At 64.0% G+C, this 15,391-nt stretch carries 17 protein-coding genes; 9 read left to right on the top strand and 8 right to left on the bottom strand.

Going from position 1 to position 15,391, the window contains the following annotated elements; translation table 11 throughout:
• Positions 1-37: 37 nt before the first annotated feature.
• Positions 38-394 (top strand): potassium channel family protein, encoded by a 357-nt coding sequence (locus tag DY201_RS03935; protein WP_207904364.1) that lies wholly within the window; start codon positions 38-40, stop codon positions 392-394.
• A gap of 150 nt (positions 395-544) precedes the next feature.
• Here DY201_RS03935 and DY201_RS03930 read toward each other — a convergent pair whose 3' ends face one another.
• The 4 genes from DY201_RS03930 to DY201_RS03915 all read right to left on the bottom strand — a co-directional run bounded on the left by DY201_RS03930 (position 545) and on the right by DY201_RS03915 (position 5,101).
• Entirely contained in the window at positions 545-2,092 is a 1,548-nt protein-coding gene (locus tag DY201_RS03930; RefSeq protein ID WP_115730075.1) for a phospholipase D family protein, read from the bottom strand.
• A 162-nt stretch (positions 2,093-2,254) separates the two neighbouring features.
• Complete coding sequence (locus tag DY201_RS03925) at positions 2,255-3,070, bottom strand: ABC transporter ATP-binding protein (protein ID WP_115730074.1); 816 nt, start codon at positions 3,068-3,070, stop codon at positions 2,255-2,257.
• Complete coding sequence (locus tag DY201_RS03920; protein WP_115730073.1) at positions 3,063-4,115, bottom strand: FecCD family ABC transporter permease; 1,053 nt, start codon at positions 4,113-4,115, stop codon at positions 3,063-3,065. Before DY201_RS03920 ends, DY201_RS03925 begins: the two co-directional genes overlap by 8 nt.
• On the bottom strand, positions 4,112-5,101 hold the full coding sequence (locus DY201_RS03915) for a FecCD family ABC transporter permease (RefSeq protein ID WP_245431882.1): 990 nt from the start codon (positions 5,099-5,101) through the stop codon (positions 4,112-4,114). Before DY201_RS03915 ends, DY201_RS03920 begins: the two co-directional genes overlap by 4 nt.
• A gap of 122 nt (positions 5,102-5,223) precedes the next feature.
• On the opposite strand from DY201_RS03915, the gene DY201_RS03910 reads away from it, so the two are divergent.
• Together DY201_RS03910 and leuD are read left to right on the top strand one after the other, a co-directional pair.
• Positions 5,224-6,138: an ABC transporter substrate-binding protein gene (locus DY201_RS03910; RefSeq protein ID WP_115730071.1), complete on the top strand. Its 915-nt coding sequence runs from the start codon at positions 5,224-5,226 to the stop codon at positions 6,136-6,138.
• A gap of 136 nt (positions 6,139-6,274) precedes the next feature.
• Complete coding sequence (leuD, locus tag DY201_RS03905; RefSeq protein WP_115730070.1) at positions 6,275-6,880, top strand: 3-isopropylmalate dehydratase small subunit; 606 nt, start codon at positions 6,275-6,277, stop codon at positions 6,878-6,880.
• A 69-nt stretch (positions 6,881-6,949) separates the two neighbouring features.
• On the opposite strand, the gene DY201_RS03900 is transcribed toward leuD, so the two are convergent.
• Positions 6,950-7,579, bottom strand: a complete 630-nt coding sequence (locus tag DY201_RS03900) for a LysE family translocator (RefSeq protein WP_425358709.1) — start codon at positions 7,577-7,579, stop codon at positions 6,950-6,952.
• 243 nt (positions 7,580-7,822) lie between these two features.
• Here DY201_RS03900 and DY201_RS03895 point away from each other — a divergent pair, with 243 nt between their 5' ends.
• From DY201_RS03895 to leuB, 4 genes are all read left to right on the top strand, one after another.
• Positions 7,823-8,650, top strand: coding sequence for a hypothetical protein (locus tag DY201_RS03895; protein ID WP_245431881.1), 828 nt, complete (start codon positions 7,823-7,825; stop codon positions 8,648-8,650).
• A 13-nt stretch (positions 8,651-8,663) separates the two neighbouring features.
• The gene (locus tag DY201_RS03890; protein WP_115730068.1) at positions 8,664-9,044 is read left to right on the top strand and encodes a RidA family protein; all 381 of its coding nucleotides are present in this window, start codon (positions 8,664-8,666) and stop codon (positions 9,042-9,044) included.
• Positions 9,045-9,057: 13 nt separating this feature from the next.
• On the top strand, positions 9,058-9,861 hold the full coding sequence (locus tag DY201_RS03885) for an endonuclease/exonuclease/phosphatase family protein (protein WP_207904365.1): 804 nt from the start codon (positions 9,058-9,060) through the stop codon (positions 9,859-9,861).
• A 148-nt stretch (positions 9,862-10,009) separates the two neighbouring features.
• Positions 10,010-11,113, top strand: coding sequence for a 3-isopropylmalate dehydrogenase (leuB, locus tag DY201_RS03880; protein WP_115730067.1), 1,104 nt, complete (start codon positions 10,010-10,012; stop codon positions 11,111-11,113).
• 67 nt (positions 11,114-11,180) lie between these two features.
• Here leuB and DY201_RS03875 read toward each other — a convergent pair whose 3' ends face one another.
• The gene (locus DY201_RS03875; protein ID WP_115730066.1) at positions 11,181-11,918 is read right to left on the bottom strand and encodes a DUF805 domain-containing protein; all 738 of its coding nucleotides are present in this window, start codon (positions 11,916-11,918) and stop codon (positions 11,181-11,183) included.
• A 305-nt stretch (positions 11,919-12,223) separates the two neighbouring features.
• On the opposite strand from DY201_RS03875, the gene DY201_RS03870 reads away from it, so the two are divergent.
• Positions 12,224-14,128 (top strand): ABC transporter ATP-binding protein/permease, encoded by a 1,905-nt coding sequence (locus DY201_RS03870; RefSeq protein ID WP_115730065.1) that lies wholly within the window; start codon positions 12,224-12,226, stop codon positions 14,126-14,128.
• An 18-nt stretch (positions 14,129-14,146) separates the two neighbouring features.
• Here the strand turns inward: DY201_RS03870 and DY201_RS03865 are convergent, their stop codons facing one another.
• Positions 14,147-14,608 (bottom strand): hypothetical protein, encoded by a 462-nt coding sequence (locus DY201_RS03865; RefSeq protein WP_115730064.1) that lies wholly within the window; start codon positions 14,606-14,608, stop codon positions 14,147-14,149.
• 14 nt (positions 14,609-14,622) lie between these two features.
• Positions 14,623-15,009 (bottom strand): DUF6152 family protein, encoded by a 387-nt coding sequence (locus DY201_RS03860; RefSeq protein ID WP_115730063.1) that lies wholly within the window; start codon positions 15,007-15,009, stop codon positions 14,623-14,625.
• Positions 15,010-15,161: 152 nt separating this feature from the next.
• Here DY201_RS03860 and DY201_RS29675 point away from each other — a divergent pair, with 152 nt between their 5' ends.
• Positions 15,162-15,296, top strand: coding sequence for a hypothetical protein (locus DY201_RS29675; protein ID WP_280959920.1), 135 nt, complete (start codon positions 15,162-15,164; stop codon positions 15,294-15,296).
• The last annotated feature ends 95 nt before the right edge of the window (positions 15,297-15,391 follow it).

Here is a 15,391-nt window from a genome sequence, read left to right as displayed (position 1 = left end):
CGGCTTGCTTTGATGCCCGTCTGGGCGGAGGCATGCCATGGACCGGCACCCCAAGAAGCACCATGCAAGATGGCATCTGACCTCGCTTGCACGTGGCATGCGCGATGCGTTCGCCGATCCGCAGGTCCGAACCTTGCTGGTCGTTACCTCGACGCTCGTCGCAGTGGCGTCCGTCTTCTACGTCTGGATTGAAGGCTGGAGCTATCTGGACGCGATCTACTTCTCGGTCATGACCCTCGCCACCGTCGGTTATGGCGATCTTGCGCCGCATACGGCGCTCGGCAAGCTCTTCACCATCTTCTTCGCTTTGGTCGGCATCGGGCTGTTCGTCGTGCTGTGCTCGTCCGTCGCCAAGCAGATCATCTTTCGCGTCACCGACGACGAAAACGATTAGAGCGCTACAGTGAGCTACCGGCTTCGGTGCCAGCTTGTCGCCGGATCGACAATGAACAGCATGATCAGCACCCCCGGGATTGGTCGGCCGAGACCTGCTGCAGTGGCAGCCACGCCGCCGCGATCGCTCCGTCACGCGCTTTTCTCGCGTCTAGAGCAGCCATTCGATGGGCAGCCAGCCAAACACCATCACCATCAGCCGCTTGACCGCCGAAGCGTTCGGTTCGTCTTCGAAGGTGACGACAGGCTTGCCGGGTTCGTCCTCCGCCCACTGCATGCCGCCATCAGGCCGCAGCGAGACCCGATAGGAGCCGGCGGCGACCTTGGTGTCGAAGCCTTGCGACATCGCCCGCGCCATCGTCGGGCTTCCTATCAGGAAGCCCATCTCGCAATTGAGCAGCGCCGAGCGCGGGTCGAAATTGAACGACCCGATGAAGACGCGATCGCCATCGGCGGCGAAGCTCTTGGCGTGCAGACTGGCGCCGGAGGAGCCGGTGAGGCTGAGTTCCTCTTCGCCCTTGGCAGCATCGGCCATCGGCTTGAGTTCGAACAGCTCGATGCCGTCATCCAGCATCTCGCGGCGATATTTCGAATATCCGGCATGGACCATCGCGACATCGGTGGTCTCGAGCGCATTGGTCAGGATGCGCACCTTGGCGCCGCCCTTCACCAGGCTGGCGAAATACTCCACGCCTGGCCTACCCGGCACGAAATAGGCGGAGACGAGGTCGAGACCGTGCCGCACCGGCCCGACCAATTCGGCGAGCCGGCTTATCATCAGCTGGTTCTTGCTTGCCTTGCCTTCGCCCTTGACCGGGTCGTCGACCACCAGCTTGACGTCGACCCATTCGAGGCCAAGCCCGCCGCTGCGCAGCCTGTTGTAGGCCGGCGCATCCGGCCGGACGAAATCGGCTGCGGCAGGGCGCTTGGCAGCCTCGTCGGCGCCCTGCAGGAAAGCCTCCAGCGTGCCGGTGGACGGATCGATGATCTTGTCCGAGGCAAAGACAGAGGCACTGTTCCAGTAGAGGTCGAAGGCTTTCGACGTGTCCTGGACCACGGCGCCGGCGCCGAGCACATCGAGGTCGAGATAATAGGTGCCGTCGCCGACCTTGAAATACTCGTCGCCGATGTTGCGCCCGCCGACGATGGCGGCGAGGCCGTCGACGATGAAGGACTTGTTGTGCATGCGCCGGTTCATGCGGAAGAAGTCGAAGGAATAGCCGAGCAGCTTGGGCGACCGGATCATCGAGGGATTGAACAGGCGGATGTCGAAATTGGGCTGCGCGTCAAGTGCTGCCACCGTCGGGTCGAGCCCCGGAATGCCGTTGTCGTCGAGCAGCAGCCGAACGCGGACGCCACGTCTCGACGCCTCGTATAGCGCGCGAAGCAGCAGCCGGCCCGAGGTGTCGTCGTGCCAGATGTAATACTGCACGTCGATCGAACGCTGGGCGATGCCGGAGAGGAACAGCCGGCTGGCGATGGCATCATGGCCGGCGGCAATCGGCAGGACCCCGCTCTTGCCGGGGTTTTCCGCGCTGCCTTGAACGACCATCGCAGCAAGGGCGCCTTCGGTGACCGGCGGCAGGGCAGTCTCGACGGGCCTGTCCTTGATCGACGGTAGCGGAAACAGCATTCGGGCAGCAAGGATGGCGACGGCTGCAACCAGCAGCAGGGCAAGCACTGCCTTGATCAGTCTCATGCGGCCAGTCCCTCGCCTCATATCCGGATCATGCGCCCAGACACCACAGCCAGTTAAAGCGCGGGCCTGCCCCCAATGACAAGCCGCTGATGCAACCGACCAGCGCGTCCGGCCCAGGGGATTCGCAACAAAGCGGCGATTTTTACCCCGCGGAGTTTCGGCTCAGGCTTGCGGTGCCGTCCCGAAACGCGGCGACGAATTGCGGATCGGGATGCATAGCGGGCGCTGATGCACCGGATCCTCGATGACCCGGCAGCTGATGCCGAAGACGTCCTCTATCAGCGCTTCACGCATCAACTCCGTCGGCGCGCCGTCGGCAACCATGCTGCCGTCCTTCATGAACACCAGCCGGTCGGCGTATCGCGCTGCGAGATTGAGGTCGTGCAGCACCAGGACGACGGTGCGGCCATGCTCGCGGTTGAGCCTGCCGACGAGGTCGAGGCAGTCGATCTGGTGGGCCATGTCGAGATGGTTGACCGGCTCGTCGAGGCAGATGATATCGGTCTCCTGCGCCAGCACCATGGCGATCCAGACGCGCTGCAACTGGCCGCCCGACAGCGAACCCAGCCGGCGTTCGGCGAGATGCGAGACGCCGGTGCCGAACATCGCCGCCTGGACGGCATCGGCATCGGCAACACTCCACGGCTGCAGCATGGTCTGGTGCGGATAGCGGCCGAGCCGCACAAGCTCCTCGACGCTCATGTCGTCGGGCGCAGACGGGCTCTGGGCGAGAAGGCCGATATGCCGTGCCAACTCCTTTTCCTTGAGACCCGAGATCGGCAGGTCGCCGAGCCGGATCTCACCCGATTTCGGCTGGTGCAGTCGGCGGATGGCACGCAGCAAGGTCGACTTGCCGCAGCCATTGGGGCCGGCGAGCACGGTGACCTTGCCCCTGGCGATGTCGAGGTCGACGGCGCCGATTGCGATCGCCGCCCCATAGGCGATGGTAAGCGCCTGGACGCTGATGGCTTTATCCATTGGTGCTTCCCCTGCGCAGCACAAGGTAGAGGAAATAGGGCGTGCCGATCACTGCCGTCACGGTGCCGGCAGGCACCTCGGTCGGCGCGAACAGCACACGTACGATTAGATCGGCGCCGATCAGCATGATGGCGCCCAAAAGGAAGCTGGCGGCAATGCCGGCGAGCACCGGGCGGCCGACGATCAGCCGCGCCAGATGCGGCGCCATCAGGCCGATGAAGCCGACACCGCCGGCGAACGCGACGGCCAGCGCGGTCAGGGCGGAAGCCAACGCGAACACCAGGATGCGGAACACCGGCAGGTTGAGGCCGAGGCCACGCGCCGAGACCTCGTCGAGATCGGTCGGCGGCAGGCGACGTGCCACGGCGACGACGCCGACCATGGCGATGGCGAGACCGATGGCGACGACCTGGACTTCGCCCCAGTTGATCTCGTTGACAGCACCGGCAAGCCAGCGGCTGGCCTGGGTAGTGCGATAGATCGGCCCGACGATCATCAGGATCAGCGTTGCAGCCTTGCAGACAGCCCCGACGGCGATGCCGAACAGCAGAAGCCGCACCGCCGACGAGGCCTGCTGGCCCGAAAGCAGGAAGACGGCCGCGATGGCCAGGCTTGCGCCGATCATCGCCGCCACCGGCTGCCAGACGATCGAGGTGACGAGCGAATTGCTTTCGTCGGACAGCAGCGCCAGGAAGATGACGACGCCCAGGCCGGCGCCGCCAATGACGCCGAGCACGCCGGGCGAAGCGAGTTCGTTACGCGTGACTTTCTGCAGGAGGTAGCCTGATACCGCCATGGCGCCACCGGCGAGCGCGGCGATGGCAACGCGCGGCGCGCGCAGCTGCAGCACCACGACGCGCTCGCCGCGAGCGCCCTCGCCCAGCAGGATCTCGACGATCCGGCGCGGATCGATCAAGGTCGAGCCGAAGCCGACACCGCACAGCGCGAGCGCGACGGCGACGAGCGCAATGATGGCGACGGCAATCCAGGCGCGGCGGTTGATGCGGGCCAATGCCGGCGACAGGCGTGGAGCGACAATGCTCATGCGGCGCGCCTCCGGAGCAGGAGAAGAAGCAGGCAGCCGCCGACGATCGCGGTGACCGCGCCGACCGGCGCTTCGCGCGGAAAGATGACGAAACGGGCAACGATGTCGGCAAGCGTCGTATAGACCGCACCGACAAGAGCTGCTGCCACGATTTGCAGGCGATGCTCGAGGCCGACAAGCGCCCGCGCCGCATGCGGCACGACGAGGCCGACGAACAGCACTGGCCCGGCCATTGCCACCGAGGTGCCGCTGAGCAGCGCCACCGCAACAAAGCTCAACGCACGCACGAGGCCGAGCGGCACGCCGAGCCCGCGCGCCGTGGAATCGTCGGTCTGCAGGATGTCGAGCGAGCGGGCGAGATAGAAGGCGATGCCGCCGCCGATCAGCACGAAGGGCAGGCCGTTGAGCGCCAGGCTGAGCTTGCGATCGGCGAAGGAGCCGGCGAGCCAGAACAGCAGCTGGTCGAGCATCGTCTCGTTGACCGTCAGGACGACATTGACGAAGCTGTCGAACAGGCCGGCGAAGGTGACGCCGACGAGCACGATCCTTAGCGGCGAGATGCCACCGGCGGCTGCGGCGAGACCGAAGACGAGCAGGCTGGTGGCCAGGGCACCGGTGGCGGCTGCCAGCGACAGGCCGGGCAGCGAGGCCACCCCCAACAGCCCACTCACCATGACCACCGCGAAGGCGGCACCGGCATTGAGGCCAAGCGTGTCCGGCGAGGCGATGCGGTTGCGCGCGAGCGTCTGGACCAGCACGCCAGCTATGCCGAGTGCTGCGCCAACGAGCGGTGCCATCAGCGCCCGCGGCAGACGAAGATCACGGATGACCACATGCGCCTCGCTGCCGTCAAAGGCGGTCACCGCGCGCCAGATCTCGCCGGGCGAATAGAAGCGGTAACCGATCGCCAGGCTGAGATACATCAGGATCAGGAGCAGCATCCCCATCCCTGCAAACAGCGCGCTCCGACCGATGCGCTGAGGCATTCGGATGCTCGTGTTCGACGAAGCGAGGGGCACGCGGCAGCCTTAATATGAGCTTGACAGTCAGGGTTTGTTCTGACCCTTTGCCAAACCTTCTTGCCCCCGTCAAGTTTGGAGCCAGGACCATGAAGCTCTTCGCCAAGGCCGCACTCGGCCTCGCACTGGCCGCTATCGCCGCCAGTTCCGCCTTCGCCCACGAAGTGAAGCACGCCATGGGCGTGACCGACGTGCCCGAGAACCCGCAGCGCATCGTGGTGCTGACCAACGAAGGCACCGAGGCCGTACTGTCACTGGGCTTCAAGCCTGTCGGCGCCGTCCGCTCCTGGACCGGCTCGCCCTGGTACAAGCACATCGCCGACAAGATGGACGGCGTCGAGGTGGTGGGCGAGGAATCGGCCGTCAATCTCGAGCTCATCGCCGGCCTGCAGCCCGACCTCATCCTCGGTAACAAGACGCGCCAGGAGAAGATCTACGACCAGCTTTCGGCGATCGCGCCGACAGTCATGTCTGAACGCCTGCGCGGCGACTGGAAGGTGAACTTCGCCCTTTATGCCGATGCGCTCGGCAACAAGGCCGAAGGCGAGGCACAACTCAAGGCTTTCGACGACAAGGCGACCAGGCTCGGCGAGGCGCTCGGCGACAAGAAGGCCGAGAAGGTGTCGCTGATCCGCTTCATGCCGGGCCTGACCCGCATTTACTACAAGGACACCTTCCCCGGCATGATCTTCAGCCAGATCGGCATCCAGCGCCCCGCGGTGCAGGACAAGCCGGGCTTCGCCGACGACGTGACCAAGGAGCGTATCCCCGAGTTCGACGGCGACCATCTGTTCTACTTCGTCTACGAGACCGGCAATGGCAAGGCGAGCAAGCAGTCGGAAGAGTGGCTATCCGAGCCGCTATGGCAGAACCTGCCCGTGGTGAAGGCCGGCAAGGCCATAGCCGTCGACGACGCGGTGTGGAACACGGCGGGCGGTGCTATTGCAGCCAACCTGCTGCTCGACGACATCGCGCGCGTCTATGGCGTGACGCCGGTGAAGTAGCCGGCATCAGGCCTCATGCGTCGCCGCGCATCAGGCCAAGGCTCCTTCCCCAGCGTCGAAACGCTTTGATTCCCGGCCAAGCTTGTGTAAAGCGGGGCAAGCCAAAATCCCCGCAACAGCCAGACGGGCAAAAGCCATGGAAAAATTCACCAAGCTCACGGGCGTCGCCGCCCCCCTGCCGATCGTCAATGTCGACACCGACATGATCATCCCCAAGGATTATCTCAAGACGATCAAGCGCACTGGCCTTGGCACCGGGCTTTTCGCCGAGATGCGCTACAATGAGGACGGTTCGGAGAACCCCGAATTCGTGCTCAACAAGCCGGCCTACCGCAAGGCCGAAATCCTCGTCGCCGGCGACAATTTCGGCTGTGGTTCAAGCCGCGAGCATGCGCCCTGGGCGCTGCTCGACTTCGGCATCCGCTGCGTCATCTCGACGTCGTTTGCCGACATCTTCTACAACAACTGCTTCAAGAACGGCATCCTGCCGATCACCGTCAGCCAGGAAGACCTGGACAAGCTGATGGACGACGCTTCGCGCGGCGCCAACGCCACCGTTTCGGTCGATCTCGAAGCGAAGGAGATCCGCGGCCCCGATGGCGGCGTCGTCACCTTCGACCTCGACGATTTCCGCCGTCACTGCCTGCTCAACGGCCTCGACGACATCGGCCTGACCATGGAGAAGGCCGCGTCGATCGACAGCTACGAAAAGAAGGCTGCCGAGAACCGCCCCTGGGCCTGATCGCTCCGCTGACGTCTGAGAATGACAAAAGCCCCGTTCGACGGGGCTTTTTCTTTTAGGTTCCTTCCCTCACCAGAGCGTGCGCAGCGAGGATAGGGTCGTGGCGACAAGTGCTGAGGCGAAGACGAGATTGACGATGCGCGATATCAGCGGTCGCCGCAGCAGGCCCGCAAAGGCCGTGCCGGCGGCGAACCATGCAAGGTGAATGAACACGATCAACGCCAGCAGGACCGCCGTCTTGACCGAGGTCTCGACCAGTTCCGACCGCAGTCCGAGATGGGTACCGGCAAAGACCGCACCGATGGCAACGTAAGCCTTCGGATTGGCAAGCGCGAGCAGCAGGCCGCCGGCAAAGCCGGGGGCCGACGCCTGAGGAGGCGTCTCGGCAAGTGGTGGTGCGGTCGCGATCGCGAATGCCAGATAGAGGATGTACAGCGCCGACAGGCCGAGCAACAGCGGCGCCAGCCGTGGCTTGGACAGGACAACCGACGCAAGCCCGGCCGCAACGGCAAGCAACACGGCGCTCGTCCCTATGATGACTCCAGCGAGATAGGGCAGCGAACGGCGCAGTCCGAACGCGCTGCCGAGCGCCGTGACGCTGATCGTCGAGGGACCGGGGCTGCCCATGACGACAAGGGCGGTGGCGACGAGCGCGAGAACTGGCTCGATGGCCAGTACTGCTAAAAGCTGTTGTTGCACGATCAACCTCCTGGCAGTGCTGCTCGGTGAACCAGCCTGAGGCCAGGAGGCAGTCTCGTCTTGAAGGTTTGTGCGAGCAGACCAGGAGGCGATCCGGGCCGCGCCGCACCCTGGCGCAAAGCTTTCGCGGCCGCCGGCGGCTGACAGCGTCCCAACGCTATGCGATTGTCCCGCCTCGGGATTCGGGGCACGGCACGACTGCGCCTCGGGCACATCGCTCACGCCCAGACCATGGAGCGCTGCATGAAACCATCCATCCTATTCACCGCCGCGTCGATCGCGCTTTTGCCGACCTTGGCGATCGCCCAGGACAGCGAGCCGCAGACGATTCCCTTCGAAGGCGGGAACTTCACCATCGTCGAGAACACCGAGGGCGAGAAGGTGCTTGCCTTTGACGGTAAGGAACTCGCCAGGAACTACGTCGCCTTCCACGATCGCACGGTCGAGGTGAGCGATACCAAAGTGGCGATCTTTGCGGTCGGCGACGGCGGCAACGCCTGCAGTCCGGAAACCGTGCTTGCCTGGAAGACCGAGGCGGGCATCCAGTCGACGACCATCGGCGCGGGCAAATGCGACACGCCATCGCCGGCGGTGACGGCCTACAACATCTTCTTCATCCCCTATCCGCTCCCCGGCGAGACGCTGCCCGTCACGACATGGGATCCGGAAAACGGACTGACGATGCACGGCAATCTCGCCTACGCTCCGCAACCCGGCACCGACTGGTCCGACCTGGACCCGAAGAAATATGAAAACGGCATCGTCGCCGCCTTCAAGAACGAGGCGGTCTACAAGGCTGCTCGGCAACTGCTTGGCGACGACCTGCCTGGCTTCGCTACAAGCCTGCTGGTTAATGACGGCACCGAAAAGCTGCCGTCGGGCGCCTTCTATGCCAGCGGCTGCATCCCACATGCCTGCGGCGTCGGCAACGGCTTCATAGCGATCGATGCCAAGGCCAGAAAACTCTATCTGGCACAGCAGACGGAAACGGAGCCCAAGGCCTGGCCGGCACTGGCGACATGGCCGGCCGAGTTCAGGGACGCCCTGACCAAGGCGCTGGCAGACGAATGAGGGAGACATGACAATGCGCAAGCTGATTTCGACGGGATCGCCCTTCGAGAAGACCGCGGGCTATTCGCGCGCCGTGGTCCAGGGCGACTGGTGCTTCGTCTCGGGCACCACAGGCTACGACTACGCCACCATGACCATGCCCGAAAGCGTGGAAGCGCAGACGCGCAATTGCCTGGCAACCATCGCCAAGGCGCTCAAGGACGGCGGCTTCGAGATGGCCGACGTGGTGCGCGCGCATTACTACATCACCGACCAGTCCTACGTGGATGCAGTGTTCCCGATCCTCGGCGAGACCTTCGGCGACATCCGTCCGGCAGCGACGATGATCGTCTGCCAGCTCAACAAGCCCGAGATGAAGATCGAGATCGAAGTGACGGCGCTGAAACGCACGTGACCGGGGGGGCCGCTTGCGCATCCTATCGCTGAACGGTTGGGGCGGCAGGCTCGGCGAGGAGATGGTCGGCTACGTCGGTGACGCCGACCCCGACGTGCTGTGCCTGCAGGAAGTGACCAACACGCCGGAGGCGACATCTGCCTGGCTGGTTTATCGCGACGGCGGCGGCGAGCTGCCGCAGCGGGCGAACCTGTTTGCCGAGGTGGCTGAGGCCCTGCCCGGGCACCAGGCCTTCTTCTGCCCCGCCGCCCGCGGCCCGCTTTACGACGGCGACCTGATGCTGCAGTCGGAATGGGGATTGGCGACCTTCGTCAGGCGTTCGCTGCCTGTCGTTGGCCAGCTTCAGGACTTCATCCACGGCGCCTTTTCGGCCGATGGCTTTGGCACACACCCGCGCTCGCGCAACGGCCATGCGGTCAGGCTACATGACTATGCGACGGACAAGACGACTGTCGTTGTCCATCTCCACGGCTTGCGCGAGCTCGACGGCAAGGGCGATACACCGGCCCGCGGCGCGCAGGCGGCAAAGCTCATCGAACTGATCGGCAGAATCCGCCATCGGGACGACGGGCTCGTCGTCTGCGGCGACTTCAACGTGCTGCCGGAGAGCCGGATGCTCGCCGAATTGCGCGGCATCGGGCTGGCGGAGCTGGTCACACAGCGCGGCTTCACCGACACCCGCACCTCCTTCTACCGCAAGACACCGCGCTTCGCCGACTACATGCTGGTCAGCGACAACGTCGATGTGCGTAGCTTCGAACTCGTGGCCCAGCCCGAAGTCTCCGACCACCGCGCCTTGCTGCTGGAGATCGGATAGGCCGCCCCGGGCCTGTCAGCGCAAAAATCCCGTCAAACAGGCGCTGGCGAAGCCATTTGCGCAGTCTGGAACGCCCTTTCCCGCTTGCACCGGCGCCCAGCCAAGGCTAGCAAGACCGCGGTTCACGCATCTTTCGGAAAGGCTTTCCATGGCGACGCGCAATCTTCTTCTCCTGCCCGGCGACGGCATCGGCCCCGAGGCCATGGCCGAGGTCCGCAAGCTGATCACCGCAATGAACGAGAAGCTCGGCAGCGGCTTCGCCACCGAGGAAGGTCTCGTCGGCGGTTCGGCCTATGACGCGCACGGCCAGGCGATCTCGGATGCCGACATGGCCAAGGCAATGGCTGCGGATGCCGTGCTGTTCGGCGCCGTCGGAGGCCCGAAGTGGGACGCCGTGCCCTACGAGGTGCGCCCCGAAGCCGGCCTTTTGCGCCTGCGCAAGGACATGGAGCTGTTTGCCAACCTGCGTCCGGCGATCTGCTATCCGGCACTCGCCTCGTCGTCCTCGCTCCGCCAGGAAGTGGTCGAGGGCCTCGACATCCTGATCGTGCGCGAGCTGACCGGCGGCGTCTATTTCGGCGAGCCGAAGCAGATAATCGACCTCGGCAACGGCCAGAAGCGCGGCATCGACACCCAGGTCTACGACACCTTCGAGATAGAGCGCATCTCGGGCGTTGCCTTCGAACTCGCACGCACGCGCCAGAACCGCGTGACGTCGATGGAAAAGCGCAACGTCATGAAGTCGGGCGTTTTGTGGAACGAGGTGGTGACCGCCACCCACAAGGCGAAGTACGCTGACGTCAAGCTCGACCACATGCTGGCCGACGCCGGCGGCATGCAGCTGGTCCGTTGGCCCAAGCAGTTCGACGTCATCGTCACCGACAATCTGTTCGGCGACATGCTGTCGGACGTCGCTGCGATGCTGACCGGTTCGCTCGGCATGCTGCCTTCGGCTTCGCTCGGCGCGCCTGACGCACTGACCGGCAAGCGCAAGGCGCTCTACGAGCCGGTGCACGGCTCGGCACCCGACATCGCCGGTAAGGGCATCGCCAACCCGATCGCCATGATCGCGTCGTTTGCCATGTGCCTGCGCTATTCGTTCAACATGGTGGCCGAGGCCGACCGGCTCGAAGCTGCAATCGCCGCCGTGCTCGACGACGGCCTGCGCACCAAGGACATCATGTCCGACGGCAAGACCGAGGTCGGCACCACCCAGATGGGCGACGCCATTATCGCGAAGTTCTTCGCCTGACAGAACGTCGATGAAACCAAAACGGCGCCCACGCGGCGCCGTTTTCTTTTGCCCTTCTGAAATTGCTCTACGAAGCAGCCGCGTAAGGCGGCGGAACTTTCACCCCAACCGGCACCGGGCCCCATTTGTTTTCGTGCTTCTGCGACGGGATCACGGCGAACACGAAGATGATCAGGCTGCCGACATAGGGCAGCACGATCAGCAGATAAAACCACCCCGACAGGCCGAGATCGTGAATGCGGCGGACGGTGACGGCGATGCTGGGCAAAAGTGTCGCCAGGACGAACAGGCCGGGCAGTGCGAGGCCGGCGATTGGCTCCTCCATGCCCGCGTCTAGATTGCCGAGCGCACCATCGATGCCAAAGCCGATGGCCGACAGCGCGACGGCCGCAATCGCCCAGAACAGGTAGTAGCCCCAATATTCCTTGCGCCGGGCGCGGGCGCCGAAGCTCGCATAGTTGGTGGTTAGGGAGCGCCAGAAATACGACCACAGCCCGGTAGAAGCCGGCGCGGTTGTCGCAGCCATGCCGGCCGACACTTCCTGGTCGGATCCGCGGCGGCCGAACTGAGGCACCGATGTCGCGGCCGCAGGCACCGCAGCCATTTGCCCAGCTCCGACCTGGGCGTGGATCGCAAACACGTCGCGTGCCTGGCTGCCGCTCGGTTGAAACTCGATCTGGGTACCCTTGCCGGGTATCGCCGTCCCCCTCAGGTCTTCTCGCGCAAAGGTGTAGCGGCTGCCGTCGACCGCGGCGATGAAGCCGAAACCCTGAGCCTGATCGTAGTGCAGCACTTCCCCGCGCATCTGTCGCCCCCGTGAAACCGCAAGCCAGACAGTGTTCCAACTTCCCCCACGCTGCAAGTTCCAGTGTCGTCGACGCCGGGCGACGGAGCCCGTTGGAGGGCGTTGCCCTCACGCAACGCTCGCGGCGCGTTGATTAGCCGGTAACCATATGTTGACTGTGAAATGCTCAACTCGTGTTACCCTTTCGATAGGCAAAGGGCATGGGGTAAGGAACTGTGATTCGGGTCGACAGACCTCGAGATCCATCGCTGAGCAGATGGCGTCGCGGCGCCGCTAGGCCGCCTCCCCTGACGCCGGTTTCCGCGATGCGAAGCTTCTGGGGCCTCATGAGGGCCTACTGGTTCTCGGATCGCTGGAAGGAAGCCTGGGGGCTGACGCTGGTGATCGCCCTCCTCACCGCACTTTCCAGCAAGGCCAGCGTCTGGATGGCCGAAGCTTCAGGCGAATTGGTCAATTCGATCGCCTTCTTCCACGACCCGGCCAACATGGCGCCCCTGGCGTCGCTGCTGACCAGCGCCGGCACATTGCTTGTCCTTGTCATCGTCAAGGATGCGGGCTTCATCGGCATCCGGCACCTCTTCTCCACCACCTTGCATCGCAAATGGCGCGGCTGGCTGAACAATCGTTTCAATGCCGCCTTGCTCGATGCCAATCACACCCATTTCCACATCCAGCACAACGCAGGCACCGTCGACGGTCCTGGCGCCGCGCCCGACAACATCGACCAGCGCGTCCAGGATTCGATCAAGGGCATGACGGGCGGCGCCATCGGGCTCGCCATGGGCGTGATGGGCGTCACCACATCTTTGTTGTTCGTCGGCCAGAAGCTGCTCGAAACCTCGACCGTCGTGCCAGGACTGGAAATCCTCGGCCCTTATGGCAGCGTCATCCTGGCCTTTGCCGCCGTTGCCGCCTATGTGCCGCTCAATACCTACATCGCCATGAAGCTCGGTGGCATGATGGAGCGCCTCAGCATCCGCATGCAGCAGGCCGAGGGCAGCTATCGCAGCGAATTGACGGTGCTGCTGCGGCGCAGCTTCCATGTCGCCGCATCGCGTGGCGAAGACGTGCAGCGCTCGATGCATGACCGTCTCTATGTCGACATCGACAAGACCTGGTCGCGCCTCAACATCGTCAACGCCGGCTACATGTCGTTCGAGTCGATCTACGGCTTCATCGCCGCGCGCATCGTTGCCTATGGGCCGGGGCTGGTGCCCTACATGCATGGCCACATCAACCTGAAAGGCTACATCACCGGCGCCGAACTGGTGAATTCGCTGATCAGCCAGTGCTCGTGGTTCATCCAGGTGATGCCGGCGATCGCCACGCTGCGAGCCAACAGCGAACGTGTCACCGACCTCGCCAAGGCGATCGAAAACGTCCAGAAGCCGCCGTCATTCTATGCTGCAACAGGCAAATCCGAATTCAGCTACGGCAGCCAGAACGCGCTGTTCGGCCTGACCGTCCGCAACCTCGAACTGATGCACCAGGGCCCCGAGACCAGCCCCTTCCTGACGGCTTCCAATCTGCGCTTCCGCCGTGGCGAATGGACCTTCGTGTCGGGCCAGTCCGGCTGCGGCAAGACCTCTTTGGTCAAGGCGATCAACGGCCTGTGGCCATATGGCCGGGGCGCCATCGTCTTTCCCGAAGGCATCAGGTCGTTCTACGCCACCCAGGACGTCAAACTGCCGCAGGTTTCGCTCAAGCAGCTCGTCTGTCTGCCCGACCATCCGGGCAACCATTCCGAGGCCAAGGTGGCCGTCGCCATGCACAAGGCCGGGCTCGGCGAACTGATCGATCATCTCGACGACGAAACCCGCCAGGGCAAAAGCTGGGACCAGCTGCTTTCGGGCGGCCAGAAGCAGAAACTGGTAGCCGCCCGTATCCTGCTTCTGCAACCTGGCCTTTTGTTCCTGGACGAAGCCACCGCAGCGCTTGATCTCGAGGCCAAGATCGCCTTCCACCAGGTGATCAAGGACAATTGCCCCGATGTCACCGTCATCAGCGTCATGCACGAGGCCGTGCCGCCGAAATCGGCGCTCGGCGTCGAATTCTACGACAGTATCCTCAGCATATCAGACGGCATCGGCACAAAGAAGGCGCTGGCCGGCCTGCCGGCGGAACTCACCACGCTGCTGGCCCAACCACAGCAGCCGGAGGAGGAATGGCCGCCGCTGAGGTTCCCGCGCGTCAAGCTGAAGGAGACGTAGGCCGAAGCTGCCTGGCGGTCACAAGAAGCCGATGAAGCGGCCGCACAGCAGCACGGCGCACCAGATCACGATAGATATCACCGCAAGCAGGCGCCGCAGCGATGATCGGTGTTGCGGCGGCTTCCCGGTTTCAACTGCAGCGAACAGGGTGAAGTTTGCTCCGGCCAAGGCGATGAGTCCCATCTTGCCAAGGAAGACCGGCATCTCGGCGTAATACGAGGCTCGCACGGAGAACAAAGCGAGGCCGCTCGCGATGGCGAAGCAGAAGGCCAGCAGCGCCAGCCGACGCAGCAGCATGACAAAGGGGCGTTCCGGCAGGCTGCCGAACGCGCCAAGGACACGCAGATCGAGAAGTGTGACCGATGTCAGCAACGCCCCAATGGACGCAATGTGTACGGCGTTGACGACCGGATAGGCGACAAACGACGTCTTCAGCTGCCTGACAAGATCCCACTGTTCGACTGCCTGCAGGGGCTCCACACGTACATTCCCGATCAGTTCGGCGGCAAGCGGTCGGCATAGACGTCATAGGTTTTGCCGTTGATGGTGATCCGGACGGCTTTCATGCGCTTTTCGGTTTCGTCGCGCGAGCGGTTTCCGATGGCGACGACCTCGTCGCCTTTCTTGGCGACCTCAGCAGTGAAACCGGAGGCGATGGTCCGCGCCGGCGGCGCCAGTTCCACCCGCCAGAGCTCGCCCTCGACATCGACGTCGAGCGTTGCATGCGGATTGCCGATGTAGATGGCGGCGACGATGCCCTTGAGCTCGAAGAAACCGTCCTGGATCCAAGACCAGCCATGATGGGCAAGCGCCGGCAGAGCGAACAGCCCTGCAAAAGCAAGTGCCGCGGCGAGAGAGATGCGTTTGGGCAGGATTTCCATCGAGGTTCCTCCGTCAATCGATCCGCAGAGAAGCCTAGGTGGCGGCCGATAAAGGTCAAGTCACATCAGCCGGAGCCCGGACCTGCGCCTCGTTCCCCAATTGACTCTCCATACAAACCGGATAAAAGCGGCGGCGAACAGGGATCCCTCCGATGCGCGGCCTCTTGATGGCGCTTTTCGCATTCGACTTCCCCGGCCACGATGCAAACCATCGTGCCGGGCGCGGAACCGCGTCCCTGCTTTCGACCAAAACCATGGCCAAAACCACCACCACCAAAACGGTGTGATCTCCCTTGGCCTGCTCACCCTCTCCCGGGTCTGGCCCGGGGGATGAAGCCCGCAACGGCCAGCGGGTATTCTCCAAAAAAGCGAGCGGAGAGGG

Origin of the sequence: Aminobacter aminovorans (assembly GCF_900445235.1) — a bacterium.
In the GTDB taxonomy this organism is placed as follows: Bacteria; Pseudomonadota; Alphaproteobacteria; order Rhizobiales; family Rhizobiaceae; genus Aminobacter; species Aminobacter aminovorans.
Note: the sequence above shows the minus strand (reverse complement) of the source record. Positions and strands in the feature narration are given on the sequence as shown.

Excerpts from the sequence above, each read along its gene's own strand:
- DY201_RS29675 (WP_280959920.1), top strand. The coding sequence starts at position 15,162 with ATGCGCGGCCTCTTGATGGCGCTTTTCGCATTCGACTTCCCCGGCCAC.
- DY201_RS03890 (WP_115730068.1), top strand. The coding sequence starts at position 8,664 with ATGCGCAAGCTGATTTCGACGGGATCGCCCTTCGAGAAGACCGCGGGC.
- DY201_RS03920 (WP_115730073.1), bottom strand. The coding sequence starts at position 4,115 with ATGAGCATTGTCGCTCCACGCCTGTCGCCGGCATTGGCCCGCATCAAC.
- DY201_RS03935 (WP_207904364.1), top strand. The coding sequence starts at position 38 with ATGGACCGGCACCCCAAGAAGCACCATGCAAGATGGCATCTGACCTCG.
- DY201_RS03925 (WP_115730074.1), bottom strand. The coding sequence starts at position 3,070 with ATGGATAAAGCCATCAGCGTCCAGGCGCTTACCATCGCCTATGGGGCG.
- DY201_RS03915 (WP_245431882.1), bottom strand. The coding sequence starts at position 5,101 with ATGCCTCAGCGCATCGGTCGGAGCGCGCTGTTTGCAGGGATGGGGATG.
- DY201_RS03895 (WP_245431881.1), top strand. The coding sequence starts at position 7,823 with ATGAAACCATCCATCCTATTCACCGCCGCGTCGATCGCGCTTTTGCCG.
- leuD (WP_115730070.1), top strand. The coding sequence starts at position 6,275 with ATGGAAAAATTCACCAAGCTCACGGGCGTCGCCGCCCCCCTGCCGATC.
- DY201_RS03910 (WP_115730071.1), top strand. The coding sequence starts at position 5,224 with ATGAAGCTCTTCGCCAAGGCCGCACTCGGCCTCGCACTGGCCGCTATC.
- DY201_RS03870 (WP_115730065.1), top strand. The coding sequence starts at position 12,224 with ATGCGAAGCTTCTGGGGCCTCATGAGGGCCTACTGGTTCTCGGATCGC.
- DY201_RS03875 (WP_115730066.1), bottom strand. The coding sequence starts at position 11,918 with ATGCGCGGGGAAGTGCTGCACTACGATCAGGCTCAGGGTTTCGGCTTC.
- DY201_RS03860 (WP_115730063.1), bottom strand. The coding sequence starts at position 15,009 with ATGGAAATCCTGCCCAAACGCATCTCTCTCGCCGCGGCACTTGCTTTT.
- DY201_RS03930 (WP_115730075.1), bottom strand. The coding sequence starts at position 2,092 with ATGAGACTGATCAAGGCAGTGCTTGCCCTGCTGCTGGTTGCAGCCGTC.
- leuB (WP_115730067.1), top strand. The coding sequence starts at position 10,010 with ATGGCGACGCGCAATCTTCTTCTCCTGCCCGGCGACGGCATCGGCCCC.